Raw genomic sequence first — 17,435 nt, 5'->3', positions numbered from 1 at the left:
GATTATGCAGCTACCGTTTCCGATTTACTTTTATCATTAAACAATACAGCAAATAGCAGGAATACAACTGCGGCAATTCCAGCTGGAATGATCCAAACCATTTTCCAGTCCATTACACCCTCTGCTGATTTATAGGCATCCGATATTTTACCCGCAACAGCAAAACCAATTAACATACCAACACCATAAGTTGCCAGTGTGATTAGTCCCTGTGCAGCGCTTTTAAACTTTTCGCCTGCCTTAGAGTTGGTGTAAATCTGACCAGAAACGAAGAAGAAATCGTAACATACTCCGTGTAAAGCAATACCAATAAGCAGCATAAAACTTAAATCACCGGCATTTCCAAAGGCGAACAAAACGTATCGGATAGCCCAGGCCAGCATACCTACCAAAATGGTTTTTTTGAAACCGTATTTTGAAAAGAATACCGGGATAGCCAACAAAAATAAGGCTTCTGAAACCTGGCCAATTGCCATTTTTCCCGTTGGATTTTCTACCTTGATATCAGCCAGGAATAAACCGGCGTTCTGGTAATAAAAGGCCAGTGGAATACAAATTAAAATAGAAGAAATGAAAAAGACTGCAAAGTTTTTATCCTTCAATAGTTTCAGCGCATCTAAACCCAGGATGTCGCTTACTTTTATTTTCTCACCTTTAGCCACTTTTGGTGGTGTAGCAGGTAGTGTGAAACTAAATAGCCCTAAGCCTAGTGAAACAATTCCTGCCATCAGGAATGTGCTTTTTAGTAAGCCTGATTGAATACCTTCCGGTGAATCCCAATGGAATGCATAGCTGATGAGCAAGCCAGCAACGATCCAGCCGATTGTTCCAAACACCCTGATATTCGCAAATTCCTTTTCAGGATCCTGCATCTGATTAAAAGAAACCGAGTTCACCAATGCAAGTGTTGGCATGAAAAGAATCATGTAGGCCAGTACATATGGGTAGAATACGCTAACATCCGTTGCATTATACATTTGATACATCAGAATGGCACCAATGATATGTAGCACGCCTAATATTTTTTCCGCATTGAAATATCGGTCGGCAATTAACCCGATGATGAAAGGCGCAATAATAGCTCCCCATGATTGGGTAGAAAATACAGCGCCTGTTTCGGCGCCTGTAGCTTTCAGGTTGTTGGCTAAAAATGTGCCCAGGGTTACAAACCATGCACCCCAGATAAAAAATTCCAGGAACATCATGGTGGAGAGTTTGAAACGTGTGATGGTATTCATTTGGCTAGTAATTATTATTTTATGTAAGATGGTTAAGGTACAAAATCAATGATTTAAAGTTCTTTTATAGAGATGTTTTTATACCACACTTCATCGCCATGATCTTGCAAAGCAATTTTACCGGTTTTGAAAGTACCCCAGTCTTTCCAGGTGGCAAACTTACTGCCTGCAACAATCGTTTTCCAGTTTGCATCCCATAGGGTAGTTTCCACAACGGTTACACCATTCAAAATTAAAGTCAATTTACCTTTTTTACTGATAATTTCCGCTTTGTTCCAATCGCCTACAGGCTTAACCGGTTCAGATTTACTTTTTACCAGATCGTACAAATCACCGGCACGGTGTTTAGGGAACTTTCCATCAGCATGACCATCATTGTCAATCACCTGCATTTCCAGTCCTGTAGAGTAGGTAGCGTGATATTGAGGATCTTCATGAACGTAAAAAATGACTCCGCTATTTGCTTTAGGTGCAACCTTCCAGTCGTATTTTAAATGGAAATCGCCATATTCTTTATCCGTAACCAGGTCGCCACCGCCATCATTTCCTTTTGTCGCCAGATCGAGATGCAGGGCGCCATCCTGAACTTGCCATGCACTTCCTACACCTGTTTTGTTATAAGTGTGCCATCCCTTAGTGGTTTTGCCATCAAATAATGGCTTAAACCCTTTCTGAGCCTGTGCGATTTGCGTAACCGCTAAAAGGATACAAGCTGATATGAAGATTTTTTTCATTGTATAATCAAGTTATCGTCATTGCGAGGTACGAAGCAATCTTATTAGTGAGCTTGCTTCGTACCTCGTAATGACGGAATTATTTTAAAGAGTTAAATTATTCCAGCCTTTACGGTATTCGCGTTTTACGAACTGATTGGCTTCATCGAAATTGGTGATTTTCATATTGTTGTTATCCCAAAGCATTTTCATATAGCGGCCCGGATAGGTTGTTTTATTATTCACTGTTTTTTGAATATCAAAACTTCTGATTGCCAGGTTCGCCATCAATAAGGCCTCTGTTAAGGGACCGGCGATTTCAAACGGTGAGCTCACTTCCTGCTTACCATATCCGGCAATAGCAGCTTCTACCCATTGTTTATAATGCCCGTTGGCACCATCGGGAACGCGCTTGTACTTCTGTGCTACCTTGATGTCCTTGTTCCGGCTAAGTGGCAATAATTTTGGGTTTGCACTATAGGTTTCCGACATCATTTTGCCCTTGGTACCAATAAATAAAGTTCCGTTTCCGCCGTCACCAAATGTTTCATTTGCTTCCAGCTCTTCCGGACGTTCAGGCTGTATGCCTCCGTCCATCCAATGGAGGGTTACATCACCTTTGGTTTTATCCGTTTTAGGGAATTTCAGGGTCACATGGCTTGAAGGAGGGCAGCTTTCAGGGAAATATCCACGTTTGAACTCGTCAACGTAAACAGAACCCACACTGGCTTCTACTTCTTTAGCATATTTAAGATTTAATACACTGAATGGTGCCTCAATCAGGTGGCAACCCATATCCCCCAATGCACCCGTTCCGTAATCCCACCAGCCACGCCAGTTAAAAGGAACTAGTTTATCAACGTAATCCTGATCTGGTGCAGTTCCCAGCCATAAGTTCCAGTCCAGTTCCTTAGGAATCTCGGCTTTTTTATCCGGCCATGGAATACCCTGAGGCCAAACCGGACGGTTTGTCCAGGCATATACCGTGTGTACATCGCCAATTAACCCGGCTTCGTACCATTCTTTCATTTGACGCGGACCATCATTGGATGCGCCCTGGTTACCCATTTGCGTAACCACTTTATATTTCTTAGCAGCAGCAGTTAAAATACGCGCTTCATGTATATCGTGCGTTAATGGCTTCTGAACATAAACATGTTTTCCCAGCTGCATGGCTGCCAATGCTTGTATGGCGTGATTATGGTCGGGTGTTGATACCGATACTGCATCGAAGTTTTTATGCTCTTTGTCCAGCATCTCACGCCAGTCTTTATAGTACTTTGCTTTTGGAAAGGCTTTCACGCTATTTGCGGCGCGGCGATCATCTACATCACAAAGAAAGGCGATATCCGCTTTTCCGCTTTTGTAAAACATGTCAATATCGCTTTGGCCTTTACCACCAACACCAATACCAGCTATCAGTAAACGATCGCTTGGCGCTAAATATCCTGGACCACCCAGTACGTGGCGGGGAACAATCATAAACGCAGCAGCCGCAATGGCTGAAGTTTTAATAAAATCACGGCGGTTACTCGTGTTTTTATCGTTTTGCTCTGTTTTCATAGTAAGTAAATCGATTTGCTAATTAGGTTTGATTATTTTTTCTTTAAAGATAAGATATACTTCACCATTAATTTCGCATCATCTTTCTTCAACGAAGCATGTGCGGTCATTGGCATCGAACCCCAAACACCTGTTCCTCCTTTGATGATTTTATCTGCCAGTAAGTTGATGTTTTTTTCAGTTGCCGGGTATTTTTTGGCGATATCTACGTAAGCAGGGCCAATGATCTTATTAAGCTTGTTATGGCAACCGATACAGTCTGATTTATTGATCAGCTTTTCGCCCGCGCTCACTTGCATTTCGTGGTTAGCCACTGTTGCCGTTGCAACAATTGTTTTCTCTTTCTCCAGATCGGCCTTTGAAAAAGACGCCATAAATATCACTACCGCGCCTAAAATTAAAAATGTTTTTTTCATGTGTTTATTGTTTTACTTGTGTGTGTTAATCTTATAGTCCCAATATTTTTTTATTGAAGTTGCTGTCACTTCCTGATGCTGCAAAATCGTCAAAAGCTTTTTCCGTTACGTTGATAATGTTTTTCTTGATAAATTCTGCACCTTCTCTGGCACCATCTTCCTGGTTCTTAATGCAGCATTCCCATTCCATTACTGCCCAACCTTTAAAATCGTACTGAGCCAATTTACTAAAAATGGTTTTAAAATCAACCTGGCCATCACCCGGTGAACGGTATCTACCTGCACGGTTGGCCCAGCTTTGATAACCTCCAAAAGTACCCTGCTTGCCGGTTGGATTAAATTCAGCATCTTTAACATGGAAAGCTTTTATGCGCTCGTGGTAAAAATCAATATACTGAATATAATCCAGTTGCTGTAATACAAAGTGCGACGGATCATAAAGCAGACAGGCACGAGGATGATTATTAACGGCTTTTAAAAACATTTCATATGTCTCCCCGTCGAATAAATCTTCCCCCGGATGAATTTCATAGCATACATCCACACCGCATTGATCAAATTCATTTAAGATAGGTGTCCAGCGTTTAGCCAGTTCTGCAAAGCCTTCTTCTACCAATCCAGCAGGGCGTTGGGGCCATGGATGGAAATATTGCCATAAAAGGGAGCCGCTAAAAGTAGCGTGGGCATTTAAACCCAGGTTTTCAGAAGCTTTTGCTGCAAACTTTAATTGTTGAACTGCCCATTCTGTTCTCGCTTTTGGGTTTTTATGTAATTCTTTCGGTGCGAAGGCATCAAACAAATCGTCATAGGCCGGGTGTACGGCTACCAGCTGACCCTGAAGGTGGGTGGAAAGTTCAGTAATCTCTAAACCGTACGAAGCGATTTTGCCTTTTAACTCATCTGCATAGGTTTTACTTTCCGCAGCTTTCTGCAAATCAATAAAGCGTGTATCAAGGGTAGGCATTTGAATACCTTTAAAACCTAAGCCCTTTGCCCATTCGCAGATGTTCTCGAGCGAATTAAATGGTGCTTCATCACTGATAAACTGAGCTAAGAATACAGCAGGCCCTTTAATCGTAGTCATATCTGATTATATTTTAAAGTCTAACCATTTTTCAGTCGATGCACTCGATTCTACAACGTTTTCAATAAATGCCATCCCACGGATACCATCATTTACATTTGGAAAATCAAGCATTTCTGCTGTAGGAGTTTCATGATTTAATTTCGCACTAACGGTAAGGGCGAAGTTGCGGTAAATGTTGGCGAAAGCTTCCAGATAACCTTCAGGGTGCCCCCCAGGGGTACGTGTATTGTGAGCTGCTGCGGTGCTTAGATAACCATTTCCGGCACGGTAAATCTGAGCAGGTGCAGTTTGCCATTTCGCAATCAGGGTATTCGGCTCCATCTGGTGCCATTCCAAACCTCCTTTTTCACCGTAAATTTTAATTTTTAATGCGTTTTCTTCTCCTGCTGCAATTTGTGAGGCAATTAATACCCCGTTTGCTCCATTGTCGAATTTCAACAGCACATTACCATCATCGTCGATCTGGCGTCCCTCTACTACAATGTTTAAATCGGCACAAACCTTTGAAATCTGCAAGCCGGAGATGTATTCAGCCAATTGGGCAGCATGGGTGCCAATGTCGCCCATTGAACCGCTTTTTCCAGATTTTTTGGGATCCGTACGCCATGCGGCCTGTGCATTGCCTTCTCTTTCGGAAAGCGTACTTAACCAGCCTTGCGGATACTCTACCATGATTTTTCTGATTTTACCTAAAGCACCATCTTTAACCATCTGACGGGCTTGCTTCACCATCGGGTAACCCGAATAGGTATGGGTTAAGCACAAAGTTAAACCAGTTTCATCAACCTTTTGCTTCAGCTGTTTAGCTTCTTCAAGGGTTAAAGTGATCGGTTTTTCTATCACTACATTGAAACCATAATCAAGTGCCATCATTGCAGGTGCAAAATGCGCAAAATTAGGGGTTACAATGGTTACGAAATCTATTTTCTGATCTGCAGGAAGTTCACTTTCTGCTTTCAACATTTCCTCATAGTTGAGGTACGTACGGTTTTCTGCTAAAAAAAGAATCTTTCCTGATTCAATTGCAGTTTCCGGGTTTACGCTAAGCGCCCCGGCAACCAATTCAATTAAACCGTCCATATTGGCTGCCAAGCGGTGAACAGCGCCTATAAAAGCGTCTTTTCCACCACCAATCATGCCCATTCTAAGTTTTCTGTTCATGCTAAAGGGATAGGGTTTAAGGCAAGAGGTATAAGGTTATGGATAATAACATCCTAAACCTTATACCTCACACCTGTAACCTTTTTAAATATTGTTTTTCTTCAGTTCTTTTACTGCATAATCTGCAGCACGGGCAGTTAATGCCATAAATGTTAACGAAGGATTCTGGCAGGCAATAGAAGGCATGCACGAACCGTCGGTTACGAAAACATTGCTCACCTCATGCATTTGGTTCCACTTGTTCAATACTGAAGTTTTTGGATCTTTACCCATTCTCGCAGTACCCATTTCATGGATAGCCATACCAGGATAGCAGCCATTATCGTATGTTTTGATGTTTTTCATGCCGGCTTTCTCTAACATTTCAGCTGCATCATTCATCATATCCACACGCATTTTTTTCTCGTTTTCCTTGTATTCGCAATCAATAGCCAACACCGGTTGTCCCCATTTATCTTTTTTGGTTTTATCGATGTACACTTTGTTTTCATAGTAAGGCAGCATCTCTCCAAAACCACCAAGACCCATGGTCCATTTACCAGGTTTGGTCATCTTTTCTTTCAGGCCTGAACCAAAAGAAAGTTCTGCTACATCACTTTGCCAGTTGGCCCGGCTTGCACCGCCCTGGTAACCAAAGCCACGCAGATAATCGCGTTTATCATTACCAATATTCTGGTATCTTGGAACATAAATACCGTTGGCACGGCGCCCGTAAGTATATTTATCATCAAAACCTTCTGCTTCGCCCGATGCGCCGCAACGGAAGTGGTGATCCATCAGGTTGTGACCTAATTGTCCGCTACCATTACCTAATCCATTTGGATGTGCTTCTGAAGTGGAGTTTAATAGGATGAAAGTAGAACCTAGTGTCGAACCGTTAACAAATACAATTTTGGCATAAAACTCCATTGTTTTGTTTGTTTCCGCATCGATTACCATTACACCTTTGGCTTTTTTGGTGTCCTTATCATAAATGATATGGTTCACAATAGAGTAAGGTCTTACCGTTAAGCGTTTGGTAGCCATTGCCGCTGGCAGGGTAGATGATTGTGTACTAAAATACGCACCAAACGGACATCCGCGGCTGCAGAGGTTACGGTACTGGCAGTTTCCACGGCCTTTGTGGGGAACAGTCAAATTGGCAACGCGGCCAATCATCATAATCCGCTCTCTTTTATAGTGCTCTTCTATACGGGCTTTAACCGATTTTTCAACAATGTTTAAATCCATTGGAGGCAAGAATTGCCCGTCAGGACAAGTCGACCAGTTTTCTTTTGAACCACTGATCCCTGCAAACCGCTCAGCATAGTCATACCATGGAGAAAGTTCTGCATAGCGAACAGGCCAGTCTGCCCCATGACCGTCCTTCGCGTTATCTTCAAAGTTATGGTCACTCAGGCGATAACTTTGGCGGCCCCACATCAATGATTTACCACCTACGTGGAAACCGCGGTACCAGTCAAATCTTTTATCTTCTGTATAAGGACAGTCTAAATCATTTACCCACCATTTTTCGTTTGCTTCCTGATAAGGATAATCTCTCTTTTGAACTGGGTGAGTTCGTTTCTGCTCTTCTGTTAAACGGCCGGCATGCTGAAATTCCCATGGACTTTTCATTGCGGTTTCGTAACCGGTGATGTGTTCGATATTCATACCTCTTTCGAGCATCAGAACACGTAAGCCTTTTTCAGTCAGTTCTTTTGCAGCCCAGCCGCCACTGATACCCGATCCTATAACGATAGCATCGTAGGTATTCTCCTCTTTTAAATTTGTATTTAAATTCATGATGTTTTGTCGTTGTATTTTAGAAATTAGGTTGCCCAGGATTTTTGACCTGGTTTCAGTTTTGCATTGCCGTCATATCTGCCTGGAACAAGAACATATTCGCGGGCTTTTGTGCATCCTATTTCCGAAGAATAATAACCCAGTAAAGTAAGGTCTCTTGCGGTGATAAAGAAGTACTCCAGGTCTTTGTTCTCCGGTAACTTACTTTCTTTCGGTGCAATTGCCATTAATCGTAAATCTACCATGAGCTTGGTTCTTTCCGGAACGGTTAGCGCCAGGTACGACTTTCCGAAATCTTTCATTGATTTATCCTGAAGTGCGGTAAAGCCTTTTGCGAATGAGCTTTGCATTTCCTTTGGATAACAGTCCTGAATCATCATCGGGATAAACTTGCCTAAGCCTGCAGCTTTGGCTCCGGCAGATGTTTTGGTGGTTGGTACAATGATGTCAGCAAATTCTGCGAAAATCTTTTCATCTCCGGCAGCAAATGATACGAAGTTCTTCTCGTTCTCAGGGAGCGTGAAACTTTCGAATAAAACGCCCATCGTACTCGCTGAGATTGCTCCCCCCAGTAAAAATGCAACGTTTTTGAGTGCTTCTCTTCTGTGCATTGTTTTATGATTTTATATTTTGGTTACTTATGTGTTGAATGAGTAATATTAGAAAATATATGTGGTAAAAATGAATATTGATCCCCCAAAATAAGGTCTGCAATGCGATTGTTACCACGTAGAATTATTCTAAATAAAGCAGTTTTATGCGTCTTAATAACGTTTAAATAATGTTTTTTATCCCAAAATACTTCGTGTAAAAAGTACATTTAGTAACCAGGAATTTATCCATCACAAATTCTTCATTTGTCGTTTTCTGACTTAAACCAAATGATTTTTGATATAATTATAGCTTTCGGTTACGCTTTCGAAAGGTTCCTTTTTAATCAAATCCTGTTCTGCGAATAAGTATTCCAAACCTGCTGTTTTGGAAGCAGCAAAAATTTCCTTGAAATTGATTACACCTGTTCCTACTTCGGTAAAAACAGATTTGTCCTGCTTATCCATATCCTTCACATGAAACATTTTGTACCGTCCGGGATTTTTCTTAAACATTTCTACCGGATTCAAACCTGCGTTCACCGCCCAGAAGATATCAAGTTCAAAGCCAACCAGTTTCGCATCTGTTTCATTCAGCAGAATATCATAGCCTGTGGCGCCGTTTCCCTGGTCCTTAAATTCGAAGTTATGATTGTGATAGGCCAGTTTCATACCGGCATCCTTACACCATTCTGCCGCGGTATTGAACTTTGCCGCCATTTTTTTATAATCATCCAGAGATCCGTTTGTTCTCACATCCGTAGGTAATGCAGGGATCACGAAGTATTTCTGACCAACACTGTTTGCCACCTCGATATGTGTCTTTAAAACTTTGTCATTGCCCGTTGATAAGAATTCGGTTGTATTATAATGTCCGCTTGGCGAGGTAAGTTGGTTGGCTTTAAGCAAAGCATTGAAGTCTTTTGCTTCCAGTCCCCAAAAGCCTTTTACTTCATATTTGCCCGGGTAACCATAATAAGTTTCTACCTGGTTGTAGCCAATTTTTGCTACATGTTCAATAGTGGCTTTTACGTCGGCTGTTAGTTGCTCCCTTAGCGTGAAAAGTCCAAGGCCGATTTTCGAAACTTTGGGATACTGTGCCAGCGCTGAGGTAATTACCGATGGACTTAATAAGGCAGCAGCGCTCGCTAATCCTGCTTTCTGTAAAAATGATCTTCTTGTTGTCATCATGTTTTTTAAATTAAAAAGCCGGAGCATAACCCCGGCTTTGTTTGTTAAAATGAATAGGCCAATGATCCCCAGAAAGTACGTTGAAGTAAAGTTCTGCCAATCATCAGTTGACCAGGAGTTACAGTCGAGAAGTTTCTGAACTGATCTCCGCGTACGTCACCCTCGGTCAGCACTTTTGCATTTAACAAGTTGTCTGCCCAAAATCTTAATGCTATTTTTTTAGTGAAGTTGTAACCTGCTCCGGCTTTCATCACTACATAAGCCGGTAATTCATAACTGTCGCTTGGAGAAGTATAACGACTACCCACATAATTAGCAGCAACGTATAAATTGAAGTTTTTATATTCATAATTAGCGCCTAGTTCAGTATTCAGAACTGGTACCCTTTCGGTTCTGTTACCAGTAAAGCTATAAATGCGGTTGCCGAATTCTGCGGCAACGGCAGCGTTTCCGGCAGTGTTGGCTTCGTAATCTGTATATTTTGAGTCTTGTAGGGTACCAGTAAGCCTTAAACTTAACGGCTTGGCAATTTTGTATGAAACCTCGTATTCAGCACTCCAGGTACGGGTTGAGCCGAATGCAACCAAAGCTTGCAGACCCGCTGCTGTTGTAGGGACATTGATGGTTAATGAGGTATTTTTAATAGCTGAATAACTGCCTGATGCAAAAATAGCCAGGTTGTTCTTCGCGTATTTAAAACCGATTTCACCTAAGTATACGGGACGCTTTTTGATGTTGGCAGCATTGTAGGCCGAAGCATTATAGTCGCCAATGTTAGGTGCGTTGTAAGCTTTTGTCGCACGGGCAAAAACACTTGAAGTATTACTGATCTTATAGTTTGCACCAACTGAAGCTGCCCAATTGGTTAAAGTTTCATCATAAGCCGTGTAACCCAGAATATTCGGCGTGGCGGAGGCTGTGATGTTTACCGTACCATTTGCATTTAACGCATAATAAGGTCTGTCGCCTTTCACATTCTGGTTGTCGATGCGTGCACCGATATCCAAACGGAATTTCTCTGAGATTTTGATCTCATCACCTGCATACAAGGAAAGTGTCCGGGTATCACCAATGAAAGTGTTTTTAGTCTGAATAGTTCTTTCTAAGGCGGTAGGTGACTGCAGAATGATGCTTGGATGTTCTTTAAATTCTGTATAGGAACGGAAAGCATAACGTTGATCGTCACGGTTATACTGATGTATTCCGGCACCTATATTTAAACTATGGTTTCTGATGGTTTTTCTCAAATCAAGGTAATCAACTACCTGAACATCCTTATTGATCTGTCCTTGTGCATTAGAGGTAATCACATAGTCTCCCGCAATAAAAGGCGCTACTGCACCACCCGGATAATAATACGGGGTAGCCGCTGTTCTGGCTGCAATTCCTGCGGCAGCAGTGTAAGTAGAATTGGTATGCGTGTTCTGATAACGGAAGTTGTTTACAATTTGCCATCCGCCATCGGTGGTGTAGTTGAACTGAAATCCAGCTGAACCTAATTTGGTATGTATACCATCAGTTAAACTGAAATTATGGGCACCTGTTACCGGATCGTTATAACTCCATTCGGTTTGAACGGGAACGATTGATTGCGTGGCCATATTGTAATCGCGGTAGGTTGTTGGTTTGCCCGTTCCATCGTATGGATAATAGCTGGTTAATAAAAACTGAACCTTGTCATTTAAATATTTGCCATACACCCGAAAGAAACCTTTGTTATTCTTAAAATTAAAAGTCATGTTGCCTTTAATCTGCCCGCCCTGGTTTGCCGGATTGAAGCCCTGGTCAACCACACCATTATCGGTACGGTAAAATCCTCCTATGTTATACTTAATATTATTGCTAATCTTTCCTCCTGTATTGCCGTCAAAACGGTATAGACCCTGTGAGAAACCGGTAGTGAACTTGAACTGCCCATATTGCTTGTCGGCGCCCACATAACTGATGTTGTTTACCACAGCACCCGGTGTATTGGCCTGAACAATAGATGCATTTCCTCCTCTTATCGCTTCAATATTCTGAATCGTTAAATCGGTTTTGTAATATTGATCAACCGATGGGTTGGTATTGAAGCCGGTAGGCAATAAGGGTAAACCATCCTCCTGAATACCCAGGAATATGTATCCGCCTTGCTGCGGAAATCCACGCACCCAAACGTTACCCGGACCGTCGCCACCTGTACTTTCAACTGTTAAGCCCGGTATGGCTTTCAATAAATCAGTACTGTTTAACGGAGCCCTGTTAGTGATGTCTTTGTTGCTTACCGAAGTTAAGGCCACACTGCTTTCCAGTTTTTTCTTCGGATTACCCCCGGTAACCATTACACTTTCCAGCTGAAGATTATCTTCAGATAAGCTTATATTTAGGTTTTCATCAGCATTGCCTGGCGAAAGGGTAATTTCTTTGGAAATAAAGCCCACAAACCTCACTACCAAAACACGGCTGTCGACAGTTAAGCCTTTGAGGGAAAAGTTACCGTTCGCATCAGTGGTTGTACCAATGGTTTTACCTTTCACGGTAACAGATACTCCCGGAATAGCCTCACCTTTACTGTCGGTTACCTTACCGGTTACAATACCTTCAAAAGCCTTCAAAAGTTCCAGGTTGTTATTTGCAGGAATAGAATAGAGCAGTATCTGGTCCTTTACTATCCTATATCCTACATCATAACGTTTTAGCGAATTCTCAAGAAAGTATTTAAGTTTTTGATTAACGACGTTAATCGATATTTTTCTATCTGAGTTGATTAGTTGCGGACTATAAACAAACTTCACGTTTGCCAGTAATTCCGTTTTTTCTATAATTGATTTAATATCGGTTTGATCAGCCTTGATCGATATGGATTTATTCAAAAATTCCTGAGCGTCGACATTTTTAGCAAATGCGCCACAGGTAAAAATTACTATTGCAAGTATTTGGTAAATCGAAACTTTCATTGCATATATCGCCAGTGAAATAAGTTGATTTTTTTTCATAAATTTGGTTATTGTTCATTAAATGATTGGATTTATTGGACATAGGAATACCATGAATACATTTCAATGTATTTAACTCGCCGGCAATGCCCCACATTGTCGGCTTTGTTTTTAGAAAAGTAATATGGAAAGTGCAGCCGCGGCTATGGACTGTGGTGGTAGTTTTCTCTCTTCATAATTTTTATATATTTTGGTTAGTTTACTTAGAAACCAATATCATGGTTCCCTGTATGGTATATTTGCTGGAAAGTGTGCCACAAATAAGATCCAGCTGCTCATAAAGCCCTTTTTTACTTAAATCTCCTGTGAAAGTATACTGTAAAATCTGCTCATCATCAGATTTTATTTCAATTCCATAAGCATCTGTTAGGGTTTTGAAAATCTTCTCAACGCTTTCTTCTTTAAAATTGTAACTTAAGCTCGATGGCACATGGTAAGCCTCTGCCAGGGGAATAGGCTTACTTACGAGTGTTTTGTTGAGGTTATGACTGCTAAAAATGCCTTTTTGATTGGGTGTGAGCAGTATAGGGGTAGCCAGTTTTTCATCAGTGCTAAATAACGAGCTGTTTTTATTCTCAGCCACCTGAACCTTTCCTGTTCTCACCGCAACCTGCGCAGGTAGTACATTTGTAGATGATTTAACCCAAAAGCTGGTGCCTAAAACCCGTACCACAAGATTTTGATTATACACATAAAAAGGCCGTTTTGCATTTTTGCTTACCGTAAAGAAAGCAGCACCTTTAAGATAAACCATTCGCTTCTTTGCAGCAAAAACTTTAGGATATAGAATATTGGCTTTTGGTTTTAACATCACGGTACTGTTGTCACTTAACGACAGTGTAATCAGACTATCAGTTTCATTTGTTTTACTGATCAGTTCCAAGTCCCCATTATCGCTTATAAAGGATTGCTCGCTGGCATTGTAGTTGAGCAAGTATAAACCTCCGAGTAAAAATGCTATGATAACTGAAGCGGCAATGGCAAACTTCGGCCACATTTTTCTGATTTTGAATTTGTTCTCGGCTACTGGCTTTGTTTGATTGATTTTCAACCAGATCTGATCCTGCATTTCTTCTAGTTCGTTTGAAGAAAGATCGGTGATGTTTTTATGATTTAAATTATGATACCACTTATCAACCCAAAGCATTTCTGCTTCAGTGCAACGCCCGGTTTGGTAACGGGATAACAAATCGTTGAGTAACTGTTGATTCATAAGAAAAATATTTGGCTCTATATATACAAGTAACGCAAGCAGGGCTAACCCCTAAAGAGAAATGCTTTAAAATTTAAAAATATTTTTAAGTCGTTGATATTCAACTACAAAAAGATGTAAAAATTCTTAATGTATTCTTTAATTCTCTTGATTGAACGGGTAATGTGGTACTCAACCGCTTTTTCAGAGATGTTGAGTTCGGCAGAGATGTCTTTGGTGGAATGGTTTTGATAGCGGCTCAGCCTGAATACTTCCTGTGTTTTTTCCGGCAATGAATTAATACTTTTTTCGATAATGGATGTCAGGTCATGCAAGTCGACCAGGTTGCTGGTCTCTTCATGATGCTCAGAATAGGTCAAAGTCTGGTACTCCATGTACTTATTTGCGCTTACCAGGCTTCTGATGTGATTAATCACGCTCAGCTTTAATGCGCCGAACAGCCAGGCATTAAGGTTGTTGATTTCCAGCTCTGCATGTTTCTCCCAAAGCGATATAAAAATGTTCTGAACCAGCTCCTCTGCAACTACCTTATCACCAGTTTTCCTGTATGCCGTAATCAGTAATGCTTTTGAAAAAGAGAAATAAATTTGTTCGTACGCCAGCTGATCGCCTCGCTTAAGACGCTCCACTAAATCTATTGACTTTTCAGGCGCTAGAGGAGTCATTTATTTATTTGGTTATCAGGGTGACTGACTGTAAAAGTAATAAAATATTTTATTCTCAACTGTTAACGTAGCAAAATACCCAACACCGCAGGTGTTTAAATGTTGAGGTTGAAAAAATATAGTTAAAGCTACGTACTTAGCTTAAATATTTTATAGCCCTTTTCTATCAAATTTTTACCTTTGCGAAATCTATAAACATTATGCAAGAAAAAATTATTGTTTTGGGTTCCAACGGACAAATCGGTACCGAGTTGGTGACCACACTACGCAAGATATATGGTGAAGATCATGTTGTGGCCTGCGACATCCGCAGACCAGATTACGACATCAAAAATTCTGCGCCATTCGAGTTTGTGAACGTGCTCGACAAGGAAATGATTAATGGCATTTTCAAAAAGTACAAACCCACTCAGGTTTATCTGTTGGCCGCATTGTTATCTGCAACAGGAGAGCAAAATCCTAAACTGGCATGGGACCTGAATATGAACGGTCTTTTGAACGTTTTGGATTTAGCACTGGAATATAAGGTAGCCAAAGTGTATTGGCCAAGCTCAATCGCCGTTTTCGGACCTAATTCTCCAAAAGATAATACCTCACAATATTGTGTGATGGATCCAAATACTGTTTATGGCATCAGTAAGCTTGCCGGCGAACGCTGGTGTGAATATTATAACCAAAAGTACGGACTGGACGTTCGGAGCATTCGGTATCCGGGATTAATCAGCTGGAAAGCTGCACCTGGTGGGGGAACAACAGATTATGCTATCCATATTTTTCACGAAGCATTGAAAAAAGGCAGTTACCAAAGCTTTCTTAGTGCGGGAACCGAACTTCCTATGATGTATATGGATGATGCCATCCGTGGTACGATCGAGTTAATGGATGCTCCTGCAGATCAGATTTCAGTGAGAAGCAGTTATAACTTCGGCGGAGTGAGCTTCACTCCGGAAGTACTGGCGGCAGAAATTAGAAAACATATTCCCGATTTTAAGTTAACTTACGCCGATAATGATCCCCGTCAGCAAATTGCAAACAGCTGGCCAAGATCAATTGATGATCAGTTCGCCGCGAAAGACTGGGGGTGGAAACCAGAATTCGATTTATCGAAAATGACAACAGATATGTTAAATAATTTAAAAAAGAGCTAAAAACTAAAGCAAAATAATAAAGCTGAAACAATAAAGCGGAATAGAAAATAAATAAAATTGATCGTGTTTTTCAGGCATACATTTCTTGATGTCTGATACAAATGCCTGATATAAAATATTTCATACTAACAATGGGAAGAGCATTCGAATTTAGAAAAGAGAGAAAATTTAAGCGTTGGGCCAAAATGGCTGTTCAGTTTACGCGTATTGGAAAAGATATTGTAATGGCCGTTAAGGAATCGGGACCTCATCCTGAAACGAACTCGCGCCTGCGTACGGCTATGCAAAACGCTAAAGCAGTAAACATGCCAAAAGATAGGGTGGAGGCTGCGATCAAGCGTGCCTCTGATAAATCTATGGCCAATTATGAAGAGATTGTTTACGAAGGTTACGCACCTCACGGTGTTGCAGTACTTATCGAAACAGCCACAGATAATACTAATCGTACGGTGGCTAACGTGCGTAGCTATTTCAACAAAACTGATGGCTCACTGGGTAAAACCGGTTCATTAGACTTTGTTTTCAATCGCAAGTCTATTTTTCGTTTCGTACCTGCAGAAGGACTGGATCTGGAAGAACTGGAGTTTGAATTGATCGATGCAGGTTTGGAAGAACTCTATGTAGAGGCCGATGAAGAAGGAAACGATGTTGCTGTTGCACAAGGTGCTTTCGAAAATTTCGGATCTCTGCAAAAAGCATTGGAAGAAAAAGGTATTGAACTGAAAAGCTCAAAATTAGAGCGTATCGCATTGTCACATCACGAGGTTACTGAAGAGCAGGCAGCTGACGTACTGAAACTGATCGACAAATTAGAAGAGGACGATGACGTACAGGCGGTTTATCATAATATGGCCGAATAAATCACAATAAAAAACCTCAGCTTACATAAGCTGAGGTTTTTTTATTACTTCTTATGGCTAAATAACCAGGGCAATAAGCCCGGCTCTCCAAAGGCACTATCCCAGCTGTTGTGATTTGCATTCGGATAAAGCGTAAACTTGACTTCCTGTCCAACCATCTTCAAACGTTCTGAAATGGCAATAGAATAAGCCGGATCTACAACATCATCTTTCGCTCCGTGAAAAATCCATAAGGGCACCGTTTCATACTTTTTAATGTTATTGGTATTATCACCCCCGCAAATGGCAAACGCTGCGGCGAAGGTTCGCCGTTGCCTCCTTAATAATTCATAAGTGCCCATTCCACCCATGGATAACCCTCCAACATAAACCTGTTGTTTGTTTACAAAAGGCTTCTTTAAAAAGTCTTTTACCATTCGCTGTAAGGCATGCATGGCCTTTGTTGGTTTACCTCCCTCAACAAAGCTGAAATTCCTTTTGCCTTTGTCATTAGTGGTAATGTTTACATTGGCCCAGTAATCATTTGCTGCACACTGGGGGAAAACCACGATGGCTGGGAAGGTCTTCCTGACATCAGCAGTCAAAAAAAGTTTAGCCCCATGCGTTAACTGTTTCTCGTTGTCACTGCCACTCTCTCCACGACCATGAAGTACAAATAACACCGGATATTTTTGTTTTGGGTCGAACTGCTCGGGGAAAAGGATTCTATAGTAAATGGAATCCGTCCCCTTCACATAGCTTCCCCAATCATATTTCTTAAAATCCTGAGCGTTAAGAGCGTTTGCTGTAATCAGCAGGCAGATGGCCAGAAAAATCTTTTTCATACAACA

Annotated in this window: 15 protein-coding genes; 2 read left to right on the top strand and 13 right to left on the bottom strand. The window is 41.2% G+C overall.

Going from position 1 to position 17,435, the window contains the following annotated elements; translation table 11 throughout:
- Positions 1-2: 2 nt before the first annotated feature.
- The 12 genes from AB669_RS06870 to AB669_RS06815 all read right to left on the bottom strand — a co-directional run bounded on the left by AB669_RS06870 (position 3) and on the right by AB669_RS06815 (position 14,597).
- Positions 3-1,238: a nucleoside permease gene (locus AB669_RS06870; protein ID WP_047798575.1), complete on the bottom strand. Its 1,236-nt coding sequence runs from the start codon at positions 1,236-1,238 to the stop codon at positions 3-5.
- 53 nt (positions 1,239-1,291) lie between these two features.
- Complete coding sequence (locus AB669_RS06865; RefSeq protein WP_047798574.1) at positions 1,292-1,972, bottom strand: DUF1080 domain-containing protein; 681 nt, start codon at positions 1,970-1,972, stop codon at positions 1,292-1,294.
- Positions 1,973-2,056: 84 nt separating this feature from the next.
- Positions 2,057-3,514 carry a Gfo/Idh/MocA family protein gene (locus AB669_RS06860; RefSeq protein ID WP_047798573.1) on the bottom strand — a complete coding sequence of 486 codons (1,458 nt, stop codon included), beginning with the start codon at positions 3,512-3,514 and terminating at the stop codon, positions 2,057-2,059.
- A 32-nt stretch (positions 3,515-3,546) separates the two neighbouring features.
- Positions 3,547-3,930, bottom strand: coding sequence for a c-type cytochrome (locus tag AB669_RS06855; RefSeq protein ID WP_047798572.1), 384 nt, complete (start codon positions 3,928-3,930; stop codon positions 3,547-3,549).
- A 31-nt stretch (positions 3,931-3,961) separates the two neighbouring features.
- On the bottom strand, positions 3,962-5,014 hold the full coding sequence (locus tag AB669_RS06850) for a sugar phosphate isomerase/epimerase (protein ID WP_047798571.1): 1,053 nt from the start codon (positions 5,012-5,014) through the stop codon (positions 3,962-3,964).
- Between the two features lie 6 nt (positions 5,015-5,020).
- Positions 5,021-6,178, bottom strand: a complete 1,158-nt coding sequence (locus AB669_RS06845; protein WP_047798570.1) for a Gfo/Idh/MocA family protein — start codon at positions 6,176-6,178, stop codon at positions 5,021-5,023.
- Positions 6,179-6,262: 84 nt separating this feature from the next.
- On the bottom strand, positions 6,263-7,963 hold the full coding sequence (locus tag AB669_RS06840) for a GMC oxidoreductase (RefSeq protein ID WP_197082374.1): 1,701 nt from the start codon (positions 7,961-7,963) through the stop codon (positions 6,263-6,265).
- A gap of 26 nt (positions 7,964-7,989) precedes the next feature.
- Positions 7,990-8,574 carry a gluconate 2-dehydrogenase subunit 3 family protein gene (locus AB669_RS06835; RefSeq protein ID WP_047798568.1) on the bottom strand — a complete coding sequence of 195 codons (585 nt, stop codon included), beginning with the start codon at positions 8,572-8,574 and terminating at the stop codon, positions 7,990-7,992.
- 261 nt (positions 8,575-8,835) lie between these two features.
- Positions 8,836-9,744, bottom strand: coding sequence for a sugar phosphate isomerase/epimerase (locus AB669_RS06830; protein ID WP_231582639.1), 909 nt, complete (start codon positions 9,742-9,744; stop codon positions 8,836-8,838).
- 44 nt (positions 9,745-9,788) lie between these two features.
- Entirely contained in the window at positions 9,789-12,719 is a 2,931-nt protein-coding gene (locus tag AB669_RS06825; protein WP_047798567.1) for a TonB-dependent receptor, read from the bottom strand.
- 199 nt (positions 12,720-12,918) lie between these two features.
- Positions 12,919-13,932: a FecR family protein gene (locus AB669_RS06820; protein WP_053058314.1), complete on the bottom strand. Its 1,014-nt coding sequence runs from the start codon at positions 13,930-13,932 to the stop codon at positions 12,919-12,921.
- 104 nt (positions 13,933-14,036) lie between these two features.
- Complete coding sequence (locus AB669_RS06815; RefSeq protein WP_047798566.1) at positions 14,037-14,597, bottom strand: sigma-70 family RNA polymerase sigma factor; 561 nt, start codon at positions 14,595-14,597, stop codon at positions 14,037-14,039.
- Positions 14,598-14,797: 200 nt separating this feature from the next.
- On the opposite strand from AB669_RS06815, the gene AB669_RS06810 reads away from it, so the two are divergent.
- Positions 14,798-15,745, top strand: a complete 948-nt coding sequence (locus AB669_RS06810; protein ID WP_047798565.1) for an NAD-dependent epimerase/dehydratase family protein — start codon at positions 14,798-14,800, stop codon at positions 15,743-15,745.
- Between the two features lie 131 nt (positions 15,746-15,876).
- Positions 15,877-16,605 carry a YebC/PmpR family DNA-binding transcriptional regulator gene (locus AB669_RS06805; RefSeq protein ID WP_047799035.1) on the top strand — a complete coding sequence of 243 codons (729 nt, stop codon included), beginning with the start codon at positions 15,877-15,879 and terminating at the stop codon, positions 16,603-16,605.
- A 44-nt stretch (positions 16,606-16,649) separates the two neighbouring features.
- On the opposite strand, the gene AB669_RS06800 is transcribed toward AB669_RS06805, so the two are convergent.
- Complete coding sequence (locus AB669_RS06800; protein WP_047798564.1) at positions 16,650-17,429, bottom strand: prolyl oligopeptidase family serine peptidase; 780 nt, start codon at positions 17,427-17,429, stop codon at positions 16,650-16,652.
- Positions 17,430-17,435 lie beyond the last annotated feature (6 nt).

This window comes from Pedobacter sp. BMA (assembly GCF_001027745.1).
Taxonomy (GTDB): domain Bacteria; phylum Bacteroidota; class Bacteroidia; order Sphingobacteriales; family Sphingobacteriaceae; genus Pedobacter.
Note: the sequence above shows the minus strand (reverse complement) of the source record. Positions and strands in the feature narration are given on the sequence as shown.